The organism is Glycomyces endophyticus (assembly GCF_039531525.1).
GTDB classification, from domain to species: domain Bacteria; phylum Actinomycetota; class Actinomycetes; order Mycobacteriales; family Micromonosporaceae; genus Glycomyces; species Glycomyces endophyticus.
This window is the reverse complement of sequence record NZ_BAAAQF010000004.1, coordinates 165,354-182,659: the sequence shown is the minus strand read 5'-3', so window position 1 is coordinate 182,659 and position 17,306 is coordinate 165,354. Positions and strand designations below refer to the sequence as shown.

The window sequence follows — 17,306 nt, the reverse complement described above, 5'->3', positions numbered from 1 at the left end:
CCGGGGTCACGGCTTAATCGATTGCCGTTGTCGCACCCTCCCTTTACGCTCGGCAAGTGAGGTTCCTCCGCGCCCCCGAATTCCCCCTCCCCGATCCGCTGCGCCCGGACGGCACCCGCGGCGACCCTCCCGCGGCCGGCCCCCAGGGGCCCCCGCAGACCCCCTGGCGACTGCTCGCCTGGCTCGCCTCCCGCAACAAGGGCCTCGCGATCAGCGCGCTCGTCACCTCCGGCCTCGCCCTCGGCTCGCTCCCGGTCCTGCCGTACTTCCTCACCGGCGCCGTCGACCACGGCCTGCGCGAACGCGACTGGGGCGCACTGGCCTTCTGGTCCTCCGGCATGGTCCTCGCCGGCTTCGCCACCGCCGCCATGATCGTCTGGTCCCACCGCCTCACCGTGTACTGGCGCATGGACGCCTCCTACCGCACGCTCCAGCTCGCCACCCGCAAGGTCAACCGCCTCGGCGACGACCTGCGCCGGAAGCTCACCCTCGGCGAGGTCGTCTCGGTCGGCGCCACCGACATCAACCGGATCTCCTGGGCCGTCGACTCCCTCTCGCCCACGGCCGGGTGCCTCATCGGCCTCGTCGCCGTCGGCGTGCTCCTGTTCAACACCTCGGTCGCCCTCGGCCTCACCATCTTCATCGGCGTCTTCGCCGTCGGCCTCGTCACCGGCCCGGTCCTCAACAAGCTCCAGGACCGCCAGGAGGCCTACCGCGAGCGCGTCGGCGACATCACCGACCGCGCCTCCGACATCGTCTCGGGCCTGCGGGTCCTGCGCGGCATCGGCGGCGAGGCCCGCTTCACCGCGTCCTACCGCAAGGACTCCGAGGCCCTGCGCGAAGCCGGGTACAAGGTCGCCGCCCCGCAGGCGTGGCTCAACGCCCTCGGCGAAGGCACGCCCGCGGTCCTCCTCGGCGTCGTCATCTGGATCGCCGCCCGCCAGGTCGCCGCCGGCGACCTCACCCCCGGCCAGATGGTCGCCGCCTTCGGCTACACCAGCGCCCTGCTGCTGCCCGTCCACTGGCTCATCGGCTGCACCTACCGGATCATCGAGGGCCGCGTCGCCGCCGGGAAGGTCTGCGAACTGCTGAACTCTCCTGAACGCGAGACGCCCGCCGGGATCCTCCCCGGCCCCGCCGCCGGCGCCGAGCTCCACGACCCCGACTCCGGCCTCACCGTCGAGGGCGGCGAGCTCCTCGCCGTCGCCTCGTCCGACTCCGAGCAGGTCGCCCGCGTCTTCGAGCGCCTCGGCGGGTACGCCGAGTCCGAGGCCCGCTTCGGCGGCGTCCCCGTCGCCGTCGTCGACCGCGACGAGCTGCGCCGCCGCGTCCTCGTCGCCGAGCACGACGCCTACCTCTTCGCCGGCACCCTCGCCACCGCGATCGCCGCCCGCGACGGCCGGGACCGCGTCGCGGCCGCGATCGAGGCCGCCTCCGCCGCCGACGTCGTCGAATCCCTCCCGAACGGCCTCGACTCCGAGCTCGACAACCAGGCCCGCACCCTCTCCGGCGGCCAGCGCCAGCGCCTGCGCCTGGCCCGCGCCGTCGCCGCCGCCCCCGAGGCCCTCCTGCTCCACGAGCCGACCTCCGCGGTCGACTCCCACACTGAGGCCCGCATCGTCGACCGCCTCGCCGAGACCCGCGCCGGCCTCGCCACCGCGGTCGCCACCACCTCGCCGCTGTGGCTCGGCCGCGCCGACCGGGTCGCGTTCGTCCAGAGCGGCAGGGTCATCGCCACCGGCACCCACCACGAGCTGGCCGCCGAGCACCCCGACTACCGCGCACTCGTCTCCCGGGAGGACGCATGAGCACCACCGCACCCGACCGCCCCGCGACCGGCCAGCTGCCCGTGGCCGACACCCCCGCGGTCCGCCGCGCCTTCATGCGCCTGCTCCTGTCCGAGCGGCGCCGCGCCGCCGTCGCCGTCGGCCTCCACCTGGTCGCGGCCGTCGCCGCCGCGGTCGCGCCGCTCCTCCTCGGCGAGATGCTCGACCAGCTCACCACCGGCTCCGGGACCGCCGCGATCGACCGCCTCGCCCTCGGCCTGGTCGGCTCCATCGTCGCCGTCGTGGCCTTCACCTGGGCCGGCACGTTCGTCTCCCACCGCCTCGGCGAACTCCTCTCGGCCCGCATGCGGGTCGAGTTCGTCGACCGCGCCCTGCGCCTGCCCATGCCCGTCGTCGAGCAGGCCGGCTCCGGCGACCTCATGACCCGCTCCTCCGCCGACGTCCCCGAGGCCGGCGTGCTCTTCCGCGACGGCCTCCCGCAGATCATCGTCTCGGTCCTCAAGGTCGTCGTCTTCCTCGCCGCGATGGTCTGGGCCAGCCCCGTGCTCGGCCTGTGCATGCTCGTCGTCGCGCCCGGCCTGCTCATCGGCACCCGCTGGTACCTCAAGCGCGCCCGCACCGGCTACCTCAACGAGCGCCAGGCCGAGTCCGCCATCGGCGACACCATCGGCGCCTCCGCCGACGGCGCCCGCACCACCGAGGCCTACCGCCTCGGCCCGATGCGCGACAGTGCCGGCGACGCCACCGTCGCCCGCCACTGGGGCGCCGCCCGCTACACCCTCTACCTGCGCAGCGTCTTCTTCCCGTTCCTCGACGGCTCGTACGCGCTGCCCACCGCCGCGGTCCTCCTCGTCGGCGGCGCGCTCTACTTCGACGGCGCCGTCACCCTCGGCACCGTCGCCTCCTGCGCGGTCCTCACCCGCCAGATCATGTTCCCCATCGACCACATCCTCATGTGGGTCGAGAAGGTCCAGCGCGGCTTCGCGGCCATGTCCCGCATCGAAGGCGTCGCCGAAGCCGAGGACACCGAGGCGGGCGCCACGACCGACCTGCCCGTCGACGGCACCGTCGACCTCACCGACGTGCGGTACGCCTACCCGTCCGGCACCCGCGACGTGCTCCACGGCGTGACACTCAGCGTCCCCGCGGGCCAGCGCCTCGCCGTCGTCGGCCCCTCCGGCGCCGGCAAGTCCACCCTCGCGCGGCTCATCTCCGGCTCCGACACGCCCCGCGAGGGCCGCGCGACCATCGGCGGCGTCGACGTCGCCGCCCTCCCGCTCGACGAGCGCCGCCGCCGCGTCACCCTCGTCACCCAGGAGCACCACGTCTTCACCGCGTCTCTGCGCGACAACCTGATCCTCGCCAAGGCCGACGCCGCCGACCGGGAGCTCCTCGACGCGCTCGCCGCCGTCGGCGCCGACTGGGCCTTCGACCTCCCCGAAGGCCTCGACACCGCCCTCGGCGGCAAGGCCCGCGAGCTCGACGCCGCCTCCGCGCAGCAGATCGCCCTCGCGCGGATCATCCTGGCCGACCCCGACGTCGTGATCCTCGACGAGGCCACCGCGATGCTCGACCCCCGCGCCGCCCGCGACACCGAGCGCGCGCTCGCCGCGGTCCTGGAGGGCCGCACCGTCATCGCGATCGCCCACCGGCTCCACACCGCGCACGACGCCGACCGCATCGCCGTCGTCGAGGACGGCCGCGTCGCCGAACTCGGCGACCACGACCAGCTCATCGCGCTCGACGGCCACTACGCCGGGCTCTGGCGGGCCTGGCACGGGGAGCCCGAAGGGCTGAAGGCCGCCGACGAGGACCACTTCGCCGCGGCCGGGAAACCGGTCTGAGACAACGAGAATGGGCCCCGGACTTTCGCCCGGGGCCCGATACTGGCTCGAGAACACCACCACAAGTCGGAACACCCACCGACTCGTTCTTAGCAAGGAAACAGAAAGGAAACCAGGAAACCCGTTCCGAACCAGTACCGAGAGAGTATCACGTCACATTCGCCGTGGCTAGGGGTGGGAATCCACCCTGCTCGATCCCTGGCAAGCCCTTTTCGCGACCCGTTCGTCACACCCCCGGCAGCCCGCCCCGCCGCCGCGGTATGACTCACCCCCGCACGCGCCGTGCCCGCCTCGGGCCGCCGCCGCGCACGGCCTAGACTCGACAGGTCTTCCCGCAGCTAGTAACCGTTAGGAAACACCTGTCGTGAGTACGATTTCACGCGAGGAAGTCGCGCACCTGGCGCGGCTCGCCCGCCTCGAGGTCACCGATGACGAGCTCGACGCCTTCGCCGGCCAGCTCGACGTCATCCTCCAGTCGATGAAGACGCTCGCCGAAGTGGACACGGACGGCGTCCAGCCGACCTCGCACGCGGTGCCGCTGGTGAACGTGTTCCGGGAAGACCAGCCCCAGCCGTCCCTGCCCCGCGACGCCGTCCTCGCCGGCGGCCCCGACACCGCCGAGGACCGCTTCCGCGTCCCGCGCATCCTGGACGAGGAGGCCTGATGTCCCGCATCATCGACCGCACCGCCGCCGAACTGGGCGCGGACATCCGCGAGGGCCGCCTCACCTCCGTCGAGGTCACCACCGCGTTCCTCGACCGCATCGCCGCCGTGGACGGCACGATCAAGGCGTTCCTGCACGTCGACCGCGACGGCGCGCTCGCCACCGCGGCCGAGGTCGACGCCGCCGTCGCCGCAGGGGAGGACCTCGGCCCGCTCGCCGGCGTGCCGATCGCCGTCAAGGACGTCGTGGTCACCAAGGGCCTCCCGACCACCGCGGCCTCCAAGATCCTCGAAGGCTGGATCCCGCCCTACGACGCGACCATCGTCGAGCGCATCAAGGCCGCGAGGATGCCGATCCTCGGCAAGACCAACATGGACGAGTTCGCCATGGGCTCCTCCACCGAGTACTCGGCCTACTTCAGGACCCTGAACCCGTGGGACACTGGGCGCATCCCCGGCGGCTCCGGGGGCGGCTCCGCCGCCGCGGTCGCCGCGAAGATGGCCCCGCTCGCCATCGGCACCGACACCGGCGGCTCCATCCGCCAGCCCGGCGCCGTCACCGGCACCTTCGGCGCCAAGCCCACCTACGGCGGCAACTCCCGCTACGGGCTCATCGCCTTCTCCTCGTCGCTCGACACCCCGGGACCGGTGTCCCGCAACGCCCTCGACGGCGCGCTCCTGCACGAGGCCATCTCCGGCTACGACCCGCGCGACTCGACCTCCATCGACGCGCCCGTCCCGCCCGTCGTCGAGGCCGCCCGCCGCGGCGCCAACGGCGACCTCACCGGCGTCAAACTCGGCGTGGTCCGCGAGTTCGAGTCGACCTACGGCGACGCCGAGCCCGGCGTCGTGGAGGCGTTCCGCCAGTCCGTCGACCAGCTCGCGAAGCTCGGCGCCGAGATCGTCGAGGTCTCCTGCCCGTCCTTCACGTACGCGCTGCCGACGTACTACCTCATCGCCCCGTCCGAGGCCTCCTCGAACCTGGCCCGCTACGACGGCGTCCGCTACGGCCTCCGCGCCGGCGACGACGGGCAGCACTCCCTCGAAGAGGTCATGAGCCTCACCCGCGAGGCCGGCTTCGGCCCGGAGGTCAAGCGCCGCATCATCCTCGGCACCTACGCGCTCAGCGCCGGGTACGTCGACGCGTTCTACGGCAAGGCCCAGAAGGTCCGCACGCTCATAAAGCAGGACTTCGAGAAGGCCTTCACGCAGGTCGACGCCATCATCAGCCCGACCACGCCGTTCATCGCCTTCGAGTTCGGCGCCCGCACCGGCGACCCGTACCAGATGTACCTCGCCGACCTCTACACGATCCCGACGAACATGTACGGCGGCCCCGGCGTCTCCGTCCCCGTCGGCCTCTCCGAGGGCATGCCCGTCGGACTCCAGGTCATGGGCCCGGTCCTGGGCGACGACATCACCTACCGCGTCGCGGCCGCCCTGGAGTCCACCCAGGACGTCCTCCTCGCCGACACCGCGCCCGAGATCGAAGGGAACTAGGCAATGACGAAGTTGAACACCTTCGAGCAGGCCGTCGAGACCTACGAGCCCGTCCTCGGACTCGAGACCCACATCGAGCTCGACACGCACACCAAGATGTTCTGCGGCTGCTCCACGGCCTTCGGCGCCGAGCCCAACACCCAGGTCTGCCCCGTCTGTCTCGCCCTCCCCGGCGCCCTCCCGGTCGCCAACCGGGCCGCCGTCGAGGCCACGATCAAGATCGGCCTGGCGCTCAACTGCCGCATCGCCGAGTGGACCCGCTTCGCCCGGAAGAACTACTTCTACCCGGACATGCCGAAGAACTTCCAGACCAGCCAGTACGAGGAGCCCCTCTGCGAGGAGGGCTACGTCGACGTGGTCGTGGACGGCAAGGAGTACCGCGTCGAGATCGAGCGGGTGCACCTCGAGGAGGACACCGGCAAGACCCTCCACGTCGGCGGCACCACCGGCCGCATCCACGGCGCCACCGAGTCCCTCGTGGACTACAACCGCGCCGGCATCCCGCTGGTGGAGATCGTCACCAAGCCCGTGCCCGGCACCGGCGCCCTCGCCCCCGAGGTCGCCCGCGCCTACACCGCGGAGCTGCGCGACATCGTCCGCTCCCTCGGCGTCTCCGACGTGCGCATGGAGCAGGGCTCGCTGCGCTGCGACGTCAACCTCTCGCTCAACCTCCCCGGCGACGGGTGGGGCACGCGCACCGAGACGAAGAACGTCAACTCGCTGCGCTCGGTCGAGCGCGCCGTCCGCTACGAGGTCCGCCGCCAGTCCGCGCTCCTCGACGCCGGCGAGCGGATCTTCCAGGAGACCCGCCACTTCCACGAGGCCACCGGCGAGACCAGCCCCGGCCGCTCCAAGGAGGAGGCCACGGACTACCGGTACTTCCCGGAGCCCGACCTCGCCGTCATGGAGCCGTCCCGCGAGTGGGTCGAGGAGCTCCGCGCCTCGCTCCCCGAGCTCCCGCGCAAGCGCCGCGAGCGCCTCCAGGCCGCCTGGGCCCTGGGGGACAAGGAGATGCAGTCGGTCGTCAATGCCGACGCCGTGGGGCTCATCGAGGCCACCGTCGCCGCCGGCGCCAGCCCGGCCGGCGCCGTCAAGTGGTGGCTCGGCGAGCTCTCGCGCCGCGCCAACGAGTCCGGCGACGAGCTCGCCTCGCTCGCGATCGGCCCCGAGCAGGTCGCCGAGCTCCAGGCCATGGTCGACGACGGGCGCCTCAACGACAAGCTCGCCCGCCAGGTCATCGACGGCGTCCTCGCCGGCGAGGGCTCCCCGGCCGAGGTCGCCGCCAAGCGCGGCCTGGAGGTCGTCTCCGACACCGGTGCGCTCGAAGCCGCCGTCGACGAGGCCATCGCCGCGAACCCCGCCGTCGCCGACAAGATCCGCGGCGGCGCCCACGCCGCCGCGGGCGTCCTCATCGGCGCCGTCATGAAATCCACCAAGGGCCAGGCCGACGCCGGCGCGGTCCGCCAGATCATCCTGGACAAGCTGAGCTAGTCCGACACAGCGAAAGGCCGGGCGACACGCCCGGCCTTTTCGCGTTCACTGTCCGTTCAGTCCCAGTGTGAGCCGCGAGTCTTTGGGAACCCCAGAGAGCGACGTTGTTCACAGAGGAGGAGTACCCTGAAGCGGCAGTGCAGTTCCGGCCAGAGGAGGTGAGGGCCATGGGCGACGACCCCGGATCCAGTCGAGATACCGACGTGTTCTTCCCATTTGCCTTTCACCGTGCCTCGCGCCCTCTTATCGTGAAGTGGGCGGCCTGACCTGCGTATTTCTTGACACGCGCTTGGGGCACGGCCCTTTCCTCGTGTTAGGAGGTGGCTGACGCATGGCAACGACCATTCAGCCCATTTCGCCCGCGGCAGTCGACGAACTCGCCGCACTCCGGCTCGAACTCGCCGACTTCTCGACCGTCGAGCTCGCCGAAGAGCTTCCCCGCATGGACCTCGCCGAGCAGGCGCTCAGGTTCCGCCTGCTCCCGAAGGACCGCGCGCTCGCGGTCTTCGAGGAGCTCGACCCCGTCCACCAGCAGGAGCTCATCGACGGGCTCAAGACCGACTTCGTGCGCGAGCTCCTGGAGTCGATGGAGGCCGACGACCGGGCCAAGCTCTTCGACGAGATGCCCGCGAAGGTCGCGACCCGCTTCCAGTCCCAGCTCAGCGCCGCCGACCGGCGCCAGACCGCGCAGCTGCTGGGGTACGACCCGGAGTCCGCCGGGCGCATCATGACGCCCGACTACGTGTCGCTGCGCGCGTCGATGACCGCCGCCGCGGCCATCGAGCGCATCCGGCACCTGCGCGAGCGCCCCCGCCACCTCGACGTGCTGCCGGTGACCGACGGGCACCGCAAGCTCCTCGGCACCGTCACCCTCGCCGACCTCGTCAGCGCCGACCCGGACACCGAGGTCGCCGACCTCATCGCCAGCGAGCACTACCAGGTCTCCACCGACACCGACCAGGAGGAGGCCGCGCGCCTCATCCAGGAGGCCAACCTCAACGCGCTGCCCGTCGTCGACCACGAGGACCGGCTCGTCGGCCTCATCACCTGGGACGACGCCATGGAGGTCCTCGAAGCCGAGGACACCGAGGACGTCGCCCGCTCGGCCGGCGCCGAGCCGCTGGACCGGCCGTACCTGTCGGCGGGCGTGTTCATGCTGGCCCGCAAGCGCGCTGTGTGGCTGCTCGTCCTCGCCGTCTCGGCCTCGCTCACCGTCACCGTGCTCAACTACTACGAGACCTACCTGGCGAACGTGACCGTCCTGGCGGTGTTCATCTCACTGCTGACCGGCACCGGCGGCAACTCCGGCTCGCAGGCGTCGGTGACGATCATCCGCGCCATGGCCGTCGGCGAGGTCCGCTTCTCCGACGCCTTCCGGATCACCTGGCGCGAGTCCCGCGTCGGCTTCGTGCTCGGCACCCTGCTCGCGCTCGTCGGCTTCCCGGTCGTCGGCTTCGTCTACGGCTGGGACATCGGGCTCATCATCGCCCTGACGCTGCTGGTCATCTGCACCTGGTCGACGTTCGTCGGCTCGCTGCTGCCGCTGCTGGCCAAGAAGGTCGGCATCGACCCGGCCCTCGTCTCGGCGCCCATGGTCTCGACGCTGTGCGACGCGACCGGCCTGCTCATCTACTTCTCCGTGGCGGCGCTGGTCCTCGGACCGGCCCTGACCGGCTGAAGTCCGTGCGAGAAGCCCCTGGCGCCGTGCCGCGCCAGGGGCTTCGCCGTGTCGGTCGGGAGGCGCGGGGAACTCAGCAGCCCGCGCCCCCCTCGATCACTCCGCGGCGGCCCCGTCCGCGAGCTCCCCGGCGAGGAACTCGGTCCGCTGCTGGATGATCGCCTTGAGCGACTCGGCCGACGAGGCCGCGTCGGCCCCGCTCAGCTCCGCCGCGGCCTGCGCGGTCTCGACCGCGTCGAGCGCCGCCCCGGAGGCGTACAGGGCGTCGTACATCTCCCGGTAGGCGTCCATGTACTCGTCCTCGAACGCCGCCGAGGCCAGGAACCGCTCCTTCAGCTCGTTGCCGCCCATGCCGCCGCCGAAGCCGCCCTCCTCACCGCCGCCGGGCATCTCCATGCCCTCCGGCATCTCCATCCCCTCGGGCGCCTCCATGCCCTCGGGCATCTCCCCGCCGAAGCCGCCACCGCCCATGCCGCCGCCGATCGACGCGGTGTCGTCGGGCGCGAGGTCCGCGCTCTGCAGCGTCAGGTCCACGTCCCAGGTGAGGATCGAGATGAGCCCGGTGTCGAAGTCGTACCAGAGGTAGTAGTTCTGGCCCGGCCCCGACATGTCGTCGCCGTTGGACACGAGGTTCTGGAAGGCCGTGTACCGCGCGAACGAGTCCACGTCGATCCAGTCGCCCAACTCGGCGTCGAACGTCGCGTCGTCGGCCTCGCCCATCCACTTCAGGAAGTCGATGAGCGGCTGCGCGTCGTAGGAGCCCTCCATGCTCAGCTGCTTGAAGTCGTCCTCGTACTCGTCAGGGTCGGCGCCCTGGTACGTGAACGAGCCGGTCGACAGGGCCTTGTACAGCACCCCCGTGTTCTCCCCGTACTCGTCCTCGGCCCAGGTCACGTCCATGACGTCCACCACCCGGCGGGTGACCGCCTCGCCGCCGTTGACCGACACGGTCGTGTAGGTCCAGTCGTAGGAGGGCTGGCCGCTCGCTTCGAGCAGTTCCAAGGTCACGGTCTCGGTGAGCGAGGTCCCCTCGGTCGCGCCGCCCATCGCGGAGTCGACGCGCAGACTGATCTGCTGGTTGCCCTGGTAGACCTGCCCGTCGACGTACTTCGAGAAGTCCACCAGCCACGGCAGGCCTTCGGGGTCGTCGAAGCTGATCGTGGAGGCGCCCATGCCTCCCATGCCGCCGGCACCGCCTTCGCCGCCGCCGGGGAACTCCATCCCTTCGGGCATCTCCATGCCCTCGGGCATCTCGCCGCCCCCGGGGAAGCCGCCTTCGCCGCCCATGGACATGCCGCCGCCGAGCGCCGACAGCGTCGAGTTGCCCTTGAGCCGGATGCCCACGTCCGAGATCGTGACGCCGTCGATGGTGATGTCGGCCTTGATCCACTCCTTCTCGCCGGAGTCCTCGAAGGTCTCGATCATCTCGTCGTAGTCCGCGTCGCTGTAGGACAGGCTGATCTCGTGGGACACCGAGGTGTCGAACAGGTCGACCGTGCCCTGGACGTCGTCGGTGACCACGAACCCCTCGTTCGCGTCGGAGTACACCAGGGCCGTGGCGCGCACGGTCCCCACCACCAGTGTGAGCACCGCGACCAGCCCGACCGATCCCGCGATGAGCTTCCAGTAGTGCCTGAGGCTTTTCGGGATGCGGTGCCGGAGCTTCCTGCGGGCCATGACTACAGGTCCGTCTGGTCGTAACCGGTCAGGACGGTCACCTGCTGGCCCGCGGTCACCTCGCGCAGCTCGCCGAGGAGGCCTGCGGCGTGCTTCGCCTTTTTCAGGCGCACCGTGTACGTGTACTCCAGGAGCGCGCCGCCGCGGATCGTCTCGATGCTGATCTGCTCGTACTCGTCGGTGTTGCGGATGAGCACGTCGTCGATGCGGTCGGCGTAGTCCTCGTCGGTGGGCACGTGGACCTTGACGACCTGGCGCTGCACGTTGTGCGCGAACCAGTTGAACCGGTACATGAGCAGCAGCACGAGGCAGACCACGACGGTGGCGATGACCGCCAGCAGGTAGAACCTGGTGCCGCAGGCCATGCCCACGCCCATCACCAGGAAGATGTACCCGACGTCGCGGGTCTCCTTGAGCGCGTTGCGGAACCGGATGATCGAGAGGGCGCCGACGAGCGCGAACGCCCGCGCCACGTTGGAGCCGACGATGAGCATGATGACCGCGATGATCATGCCCATGACGATGAGGGTCTGCACGTACGACTGGCTGTACGACACGTTGCGGTGCGTCCACCGGTAGACGATGCCGATCGCGCAGCTCAGGAGGAAGGAGAGCGTCAGGGAGATGGCGATGTCGGCCACGCTGAACTCGGCCGAGAGGTCGTTGAAACTGGTCAGGAAGTCCATGGTCGCTTTCTGGGGCTACAGGGAAGCAGTCGCTTCGTTCTTGGAGTGGACCGAGTAGTCGTCCTCGCCGGGGACGTGGAAGACCGAGCGCGGGGCCATCCCGTGCGCCTCGACGCTCTGGCAGTACTTGGAGATCCGCACGACGGCCATGCCGAGGCGGGCCGCCGTGTCGGTGACCCAGTACGGGACCCGCTCGTTGGCCTTGACCTCGACGATCGCCTTGTGCGGCGGGATGATGAGCCGGTTCTCGACCTCGGCGCCCAGGTGGAAGTCCCGGTCGCGCCCCCGCACCCGGTGGTCGATGGTCACCCGCAGCCCCAGGTCCGCGTCGGAGCCCAGGTACGCCTCGCGGTTGTACGCGGTGATCGCGGTGGGGCGCAGGCCGTGCCCTTCGACCAGGCCCATGACCTCTTCGAGGAACGGCCGCTGCTCGGGGAGGTGGTCGATGAGGACCGCCTCGTCGCACAGCCTGCGGGCGAGCAGGTACGGCACTTTGACGCGCCGCTTCTGCGTGACCCGGTTGACCCGCTGCTTGATCTCGATGTACACCGGGGTGTCGTCGGTGAGGTCGTGCCGCTCGCCGTACGCGCGCACGCGGACCTTGCGGCGGAACCGCAGGCCCTCGATCTTCTCCCAGTAGTACCGGAGCGAGGCGGAGTCGTAGTAGAGGCTCGCGACCGGGTAGCCGCCGCGCACGGTGTACGGGTCGGCCTCCATGCGGGCGGCCAGCTCCTCGCGGAGCCGGGGGATCTCGTCGTACGACAGCAGGTACTTGATCTCGAACCGGTTGAACGAGTGCAGTGCGCTGGCGGTGCGGCGCAGATGGCCCGCGTCGGGGCTCGGTCCTGTCATGTGCGCTCCTTGTTATGTGGGAACGCAACGAGTCAAACCGTGCAAACTGATTTTGAACTCTGGGTTAACTCAAGACCAGCTCAAGATCGACGGGACGTGAACGGAGGCTCAGTCCTGCTGCGGTGCAGTGGACTCCGTGCCGCCTTGCATTTCGTCGCCCTCGACCTGCTCCTCGGTGGGGATCACCGTGCGGTCGAGCGTCACGTCGGTCTCGTCGCCGGCCCCGACCGAGATGGAGTCGTAGGCGGTGAGGGCCTTCGTGACCGGGTCGAAGTAGAGGATGTCCATCTCCATCTTCCCCGTCGCCGAGGACGTGAAGTGCCGCAGTCCGCCCGCGCCCGTGGAGCCCTCGACCATGAGCGTGGTGCCGTCGCCGAGGTCGGCGATCGACCGCTCGTGCATGTGCCCGGCCAGGACCAGCGGCACCACGCCCGCGAGCGGCTCGGCCATCGGCGGCTCGTGGACCATCGCGAGGTCGGCGCCGCCGGCCTCGGCGATCGCGCCCGCGAGCCGCTCCCCGGACTCGGTGAGCATCTGCTGCACGTACTCGCTCGACGGCAGGCTGCCCTTGTCGGGCGTGAAGGTGGGGTCGGCGACCCCGCCGATGCGGAGCCCGGCGATCTCCTGCACCTCGCCGTCGAGGATCACCACGTTGTCGTACGCCGACAGGGCCGCCACGGTCGTCGCCGAGTCGTGGTTGCCCTTGACGAACACGTACGGCGCGTCGATCTGCGCCACCCCCTGCGAGAAGAGCTCGGCCTCCTGCTCGGAGCCCCAGTCGTTCATGTCGCCGGTGTCGGCGACCGCGTCGATGTCGAACTGCCCGACCACGGTCTCCATGAGGTGCCAGGCGTTCGGGTTCAGGTGCAGGTCGGAGACGTGGAGGACCTTGATCGAGTTCGTCTGCACGCCGACCTGCGGCATGTTCATCGCGAGCGTGTAGAACCCGGAGATGTTGGTGACGATCTGCTGGAGGTCGGAGACGTACTCCTCGTAGTCCTCGGCGATGTCCTCGGCGCTGCCGACCACGGTGGGCGCGTAGGTGAGCAGCCCCTGGTAGCGCGGCTGCGAGATCGACTCGGCGCGCAGCGTGCCCGCCGCGACGCCGACGAGCACGGTGGTCACCGCGAGCGAGGTGACCCCGGTGAGCAGGGTGCGGCGCATGTTGCGGAAGGCGAGCGCGCCGACGAGGAGCCCGCACAGGGTCACGATCGCGAGGGCCTCGACGACGACGCGGACGACGGCGTCGGTGACGTCGGACGCGAGGTTCTGCGCCGCGATGGTGAAGCCGTCGGGGGTGTTCATGATCTGCTGCGCGGCGACCGGGTCGACCGAGTCGAGCGTCATGTTGAGCCCGATCGGCCCGTCGTGGCTGTCGAACACGATGTCGCCGAGCGGCGGGATGTTCACGACGGTCTCACCGTGGACGTCCGGGTGCAGGGCCACCGTGGTGTCGAACGGGCCGATGTCGGCGCTGGTGCCGCCCACGAGCGCCAGGCCCGCCGCGGCGGCGCCGGTGCCGAGCAGCAGGATCGCCGCGGCCACGCCGGCGCGGCGCGCCTGCGGGGACCGCCGGAACCGCGACCAGCCCGCTCTCGCCTTGCGCCACAGGGATCTCGTCCGCCGCACGTGCGGTCGGGCGGCGTCGCGGAGGCGTCGGGCGGAGCTGGACCGGTCGTTCATCTAGACCCTTCCTTGTGCGGCGTAGCTGGTGGAGAAGCGGATGATGCGGTCGTCGGCGTCGTTCGCGGTGCAGCCGCGCTCCTCGACGCAGCGGCCGTCGCGGTTGGAGGTCGTCACCCACAGCATCCCGTCGGGGCCCATGGCGACCGATCGTAGTCGACCGAACTCGCTGACGACGGCTGCTTGCGGCTCGCCGGCGACCGCGCCTGACTGGTCGAACTGGACGATCCAGAGCCGCTGTCCGCGCAGGCAGGCGGTGACGAGCGAGTCCTCCAGGAACACGGCGCCGGCGCACGAGGCCTCGAACGGCTCCCAGGTGACGACCGGGTCCCGGTAGGACGGGTCGCCGGCGGTGCCCTCGTACCGGGGCCAGCCGTAGTTCGCGCCGGGCTCGACGAGGTTGACCTCGTCGGCGATGTCCTGGCCGAACTCGGTGGCGTACAGGGCGCCCGCGGCGTTCCAGGCGAGGCCCTCGACATTGCGGTGCCCGAGCGAGTAGACCGGGGACGCGGCGTCGGGGTTGCCTTCGGCGGGCGCGCCGTCGGTCGTGATGCGGAGGATCTTGCCGGCCAGGGACGCGGGGTCCTGCGCGAGCTCCTCGTCCCCGGCGTCGCCGGTCGCGGCGTACAGGAACCCGTCCGGCCCGAACTCGAGCGCGCCGCCGTTGTGGTGGTCGGCGGCGGGGATGCCGGTGAGGACGGGCTCGGGCGCGGCGTCGCCGGTCGGGTCGACGCGGACGATCCGGTTGTCGTCGCCGGTCGTGTAGTAGAGGTACACCGAGTGGTCCTCGGCGTAGCCGGGGGAGACGGCGACGCCGAGCAGGCCGCCCTCGCCGGCGTCGTCGACCTCGACGGTCCGCAGCTCCTCGGGGGCGCCGACGGTGCCGTCCTCGGCGACCGGGATCTGGAGGAGCCGCCCGCCGCGCTCGCCGACGATCGCGGTGCCGTCCGGCAGGAAGTCGAGGCCCCAGGGGACCTCGAGGCCTTCGGCGACGACGTCCATGAACGTCGCCGGGCTCTCCGGCGCGCCCGACGGGGTCGGCAGGTTCGGCGGCTGTCCGGACTCGGGCTCGGGCGGCTCGCCGAACGAGCACGAGGCGAGGGAGAGTGCGGCGGCGGCCGCAGCCGCGGCCGAGAGCAACCTGCGCATGGCGACAACCTTATAGGTGCCGGGCGACGGGGCCGGGGGACCGCATTTCACCGGCCCGGGGTTGCCGGTGGGGCGGGGTTTCACACCTGTCGCGCGAAAGCGATTGCTGGCCGCGCACCGCGAACGACTATGCTCGGGACCCGTGAAGGTCTGGATCGCTCACGAAGAAGGCCGCGCCCTGCTGGGCGAACTCCCCGCCGACGTCGAGGTCGAGGTGTACGACGGCAGGTCCGGCTACCCGTCCGACCCGGCGGGCGTCGACCTCTGGGTGCCGCCGTTCCTGGCCCAGTCGAAGGTCACGACCCCGCTCGCGGACATGACGTCCCTCAAGGCGATCCAGCTCCTGAGCGCGGGCGCCGAGGTCTGGGTCCCGGTGGTCCCGCCCGGCGTGGCCCTGTGCGACGCGCGCGGCGTCCACACCGGCGTCACCGCCGAGTGGACCGTCGGCGCGGTCATCGCGTCCATGCGCGGCTTCGACCTGTTCGCCCGCCAGCAGACCCGCCACGAGTGGCGGGTCGAGTGGACCACCACCGCGGTCGGCAAGCGCGCCCTGGTCGTCGGCGCCGGCGACATCGGCGGGAAGGTCGCCGAGGTCCTCACCGCGCTCGGCGTGGAGGTCGAGCAGGTCGCCCGGCGCGAGCGCCCCGGCGTCCACCCGATCACCGCGGTCGAGACCCTCCTGCCGGACTTCGACATCGTGATCCTGATCCTCCCGCTCACCGACGCCACCCGCGGCCTGGTCGACGCCAAGTTCCTGTCCCGCATGAAGGACGGCGCCCTCCTGGTCAACGCCGCCCGCGGCCCGATCGTCGACACCGACGCCCTCGTCGCCGAGGTCGCCTCCGGCCGCCTCCGCTGCGCGGTCGACGTGGTCGACCCCGAGCCCCTCCCCGCCGGCCACCCCCTCTGGGACCTCGAAGGCGCCCTCATCACCCCGCACGCCGGCGCCTCCGTCGACGGCACCCTCGACCGCGCCTACGCCCCGGTCGGCCCCCAGATCCGCCGCTTCGCCGCGGGCGAGCCCCTGGAGAACGTCGTCGCCGACGGCTACTGACGGGCGCGGGCGGCACCGGGTCTCCCCGGCGCCGGTGCGCCGGCCGGTGAGGCTCAGGCGTCGGCGGCGCGGAGCTCCTGGCCGCCGATCTCGAGGACCTGGGGGAGGTTCTCGGGGCGGAGGGGGTCGAGGCTGACCTGGGACTGGTCGGCGAGTATGGCCTGGACGCCGTCGTCGCCGGTGGCGAAGCCGTCGATCTGCTTCCAGGGGATCTCGCGGGTGGTGAACATGCCGCGGACGGCGATGCCGTCGGTGGTGACGTCGACGCCGGAGCGCCAGGCCCACATGGAGACGCCGAGCGGGATGAAGAGGAGGACCGCGCCGAGGGGGACCGACAGGGCGCTCCAGAGCGGCTGCTCCACGATCAGCGCCAGGGCCAGGGGGGCCACGGTCAGCCACGCGACGAAGGCCGCGCCGGTGATCGCGGCCGAGCGGCGGATCCGCAGGCGGCGGGTCGGGAGCGGTGAGTCTGCGGAGGTCATGCGTCCAGATTGACACACCCGGGTGCGGGTGCCGCGGAGTGCCGGTCCGGTTTCTGTCCGATTGTCGCTTGACGTGCGCGTGCGACGTGGCACGATCAGGTCATCGGCAGCGGAACGAGCCTGGTGGGGGTGAGTGTGGCCGTCAAGATCACATTCCGTCCGACGACGCGGCAGGTCGTCGGCCGCGCCCTGTTCCTCGGCGGCGTCTCCGCGCTGGTGGCGCTCGTCCCGGTGGTCCTGTACATGCTCGCGGTCGGCCACTGGTACCGCCTCACCCTCGGCGCGCTCGTAGTCGTCGCCGCGGCGGTGGCCCTCGCGGTCGCCTACGCCGGGGCCCGCAGGCACGGCGTCGTCCTCGACGAGCGCGGCATCCACCCGCTGGAGTCCCAAGACCCGCAAGGCAATCCGAGAGGCGAGCGGTACGCCGCCTGGACCGAGGTCGCCGACATCCGCGCCGAGCGGCGCGCCGGGCGCACCGTGCCCGTGGTCTACCTGACGGACCCGGCCCAGAAGCCCTGGCGCCTGCGCGCGCCGTACTCCGGGCGCGCGCTCTCGGCCGACGACGAGCTCGACGAGAAGATCTTCGTCATGCGGAGCCTCTGGGAGGGGTACCGCCGGGGCCTGTCGCCGCGCCGCGAGACCGTCTGAGGGTATCGACCGACGTCACTGGCGGCAAGCGCGAGCCAATCCTGAAACTTTCGAAACAGTTCAGTGGCGATGTGGCGGAATGCGATTGCCATTCGTGATCTGATCGTGACCT

At 71.3% G+C, this 17,306-nt stretch carries 14 protein-coding genes; 8 read left to right on the top strand and 6 right to left on the bottom strand.

The genetic code is table 11. The features are described from left to right. Positions 1-56 precede the first annotated feature (56 nt). The 6 genes from ABD419_RS04010 (at position 57) to mgtE (ending at position 8,963) form a co-directional block, all read left to right on the top strand. Complete coding sequence (locus ABD419_RS04010) at positions 57-1,808, top strand: ABC transporter transmembrane domain-containing protein (RefSeq protein WP_344482033.1); 1,752 nt, start codon at positions 57-59, stop codon at positions 1,806-1,808. After that, positions 1,805-3,631, top strand: a complete 1,827-nt coding sequence (locus ABD419_RS04005; RefSeq protein ID WP_344482030.1) for an ABC transporter ATP-binding protein — start codon at positions 1,805-1,807, stop codon at positions 3,629-3,631. The genes ABD419_RS04010 and ABD419_RS04005 overlap by 4 nt, the downstream gene beginning before the upstream one ends. Positions 3,632-3,995: 364 nt before the next feature. Continuing rightward, positions 3,996-4,295 carry an Asp-tRNA(Asn)/Glu-tRNA(Gln) amidotransferase subunit GatC gene (gatC, locus tag ABD419_RS04000; RefSeq protein ID WP_091054223.1) on the top strand — a complete coding sequence of 100 codons (300 nt, stop codon included), beginning with the start codon at positions 3,996-3,998 and terminating at the stop codon, positions 4,293-4,295. After that, entirely contained in the window at positions 4,295-5,794 is a 1,500-nt protein-coding gene (gatA, locus tag ABD419_RS03995; protein WP_344482023.1) for an Asp-tRNA(Asn)/Glu-tRNA(Gln) amidotransferase subunit GatA, read from the top strand. Before gatC ends, gatA begins: the two co-directional genes overlap by 1 nt. 3 nt (positions 5,795-5,797) lie before the next feature. Further along, positions 5,798-7,285, top strand: coding sequence for an Asp-tRNA(Asn)/Glu-tRNA(Gln) amidotransferase subunit GatB (gene gatB, locus ABD419_RS03990; RefSeq protein ID WP_344482020.1), 1,488 nt, complete (start codon positions 5,798-5,800; stop codon positions 7,283-7,285). Between the two features lie 331 nt (positions 7,286-7,616). Beyond that, entirely contained in the window at positions 7,617-8,963 is a 1,347-nt protein-coding gene (gene mgtE / locus ABD419_RS03985; protein ID WP_344482018.1) for a magnesium transporter, read from the top strand. A 96-nt stretch (positions 8,964-9,059) separates the two neighbouring features. Here the strand turns inward: mgtE and ABD419_RS03980 are convergent, their stop codons facing one another. The 5 genes from ABD419_RS03980 to ABD419_RS03960 all read right to left on the bottom strand — a co-directional run bounded on the left by ABD419_RS03980 (position 9,060) and on the right by ABD419_RS03960 (position 15,010). Further along, a complete protein-coding gene (locus ABD419_RS03980; RefSeq protein ID WP_344482016.1) occupies positions 9,060-10,640 on the bottom strand; it encodes a CotH kinase family protein in 1,581 nt (526 codons plus the stop codon). A gap of 2 nt (positions 10,641-10,642) precedes the next feature. Next, the gene (locus ABD419_RS03975) at positions 10,643-11,326 is read right to left on the bottom strand and encodes a DUF4956 domain-containing protein (protein WP_344482013.1); all 684 of its coding nucleotides are present in this window, start codon (positions 11,324-11,326) and stop codon (positions 10,643-10,645) included. 15 nt (positions 11,327-11,341) lie between these two features. After that, positions 11,342-12,178, bottom strand: a complete 837-nt coding sequence (locus tag ABD419_RS03970; protein ID WP_344482011.1) for a polyphosphate polymerase domain-containing protein — start codon at positions 12,176-12,178, stop codon at positions 11,342-11,344. A gap of 108 nt (positions 12,179-12,286) precedes the next feature. After that, the gene (locus tag ABD419_RS03965; protein ID WP_344482009.1) at positions 12,287-13,861 is read right to left on the bottom strand and encodes a metallophosphoesterase family protein; all 1,575 of its coding nucleotides are present in this window, start codon (positions 13,859-13,861) and stop codon (positions 12,287-12,289) included. Further along, the gene (locus ABD419_RS03960; protein ID WP_344482006.1) at positions 13,862-15,010 is read right to left on the bottom strand and encodes a PQQ-dependent sugar dehydrogenase; all 1,149 of its coding nucleotides are present in this window, start codon (positions 15,008-15,010) and stop codon (positions 13,862-13,864) included. A gap of 142 nt (positions 15,011-15,152) precedes the next feature. Between ABD419_RS03960 and ABD419_RS03955 the strand changes: the two genes are divergently transcribed. Next, positions 15,153-16,064, top strand: coding sequence for a 2-hydroxyacid dehydrogenase (locus tag ABD419_RS03955; protein WP_344482004.1), 912 nt, complete (start codon positions 15,153-15,155; stop codon positions 16,062-16,064). A 53-nt stretch (positions 16,065-16,117) separates the two neighbouring features. Here ABD419_RS03955 and ABD419_RS03950 read toward each other — a convergent pair whose 3' ends face one another. Next, positions 16,118-16,546 (bottom strand): PH domain-containing protein, encoded by a 429-nt coding sequence (locus tag ABD419_RS03950; RefSeq protein WP_344482003.1) that lies wholly within the window; start codon positions 16,544-16,546, stop codon positions 16,118-16,120. Between the two features lie 129 nt (positions 16,547-16,675). Between ABD419_RS03950 and ABD419_RS03945 the strand changes: the two genes are divergently transcribed. Then, positions 16,676-17,194 (top strand): hypothetical protein, encoded by a 519-nt coding sequence (locus ABD419_RS03945; protein WP_344482000.1) that lies wholly within the window; start codon positions 16,676-16,678, stop codon positions 17,192-17,194. The last annotated feature ends 112 nt before the right edge of the window (positions 17,195-17,306 follow it).

What these genes read in the sequence shown, in the direction of transcription:
- mgtE (WP_344482018.1), top strand. Translation starts at nt 7,617, where the DNA reads ATGGCAACGACCATTCAGCCCATTTCGCCCGCGGCAGTCGACGAACTC.
- gatB (WP_344482020.1), top strand. Translation starts at nt 5,798, where the DNA reads ATGACGAAGTTGAACACCTTCGAGCAGGCCGTCGAGACCTACGAGCCC.
- ABD419_RS03975 (WP_344482013.1), bottom strand. Translation starts at nt 11,326, where the DNA reads ATGGACTTCCTGACCAGTTTCAACGACCTCTCGGCCGAGTTCAGCGTG.
- ABD419_RS03980 (WP_344482016.1), bottom strand. Translation starts at nt 10,640, where the DNA reads ATGGCCCGCAGGAAGCTCCGGCACCGCATCCCGAAAAGCCTCAGGCAC.
- ABD419_RS03965 (WP_344482009.1), bottom strand. Translation starts at nt 13,861, where the DNA reads ATGAACGACCGGTCCAGCTCCGCCCGACGCCTCCGCGACGCCGCCCGA.
- ABD419_RS03960 (WP_344482006.1), bottom strand. Translation starts at nt 15,010, where the DNA reads ATGCGCAGGTTGCTCTCGGCCGCGGCTGCGGCCGCCGCCGCACTCTCC.
- gatA (WP_344482023.1), top strand. Translation starts at nt 4,295, where the DNA reads ATGTCCCGCATCATCGACCGCACCGCCGCCGAACTGGGCGCGGACATC.
- ABD419_RS03970 (WP_344482011.1), bottom strand. Translation starts at nt 12,178, where the DNA reads ATGACAGGACCGAGCCCCGACGCGGGCCATCTGCGCCGCACCGCCAGC.
- ABD419_RS04005 (WP_344482030.1), top strand. Translation starts at nt 1,805, where the DNA reads ATGAGCACCACCGCACCCGACCGCCCCGCGACCGGCCAGCTGCCCGTG.
- ABD419_RS03950 (WP_344482003.1), bottom strand. Translation starts at nt 16,546, where the DNA reads ATGACCTCCGCAGACTCACCGCTCCCGACCCGCCGCCTGCGGATCCGC.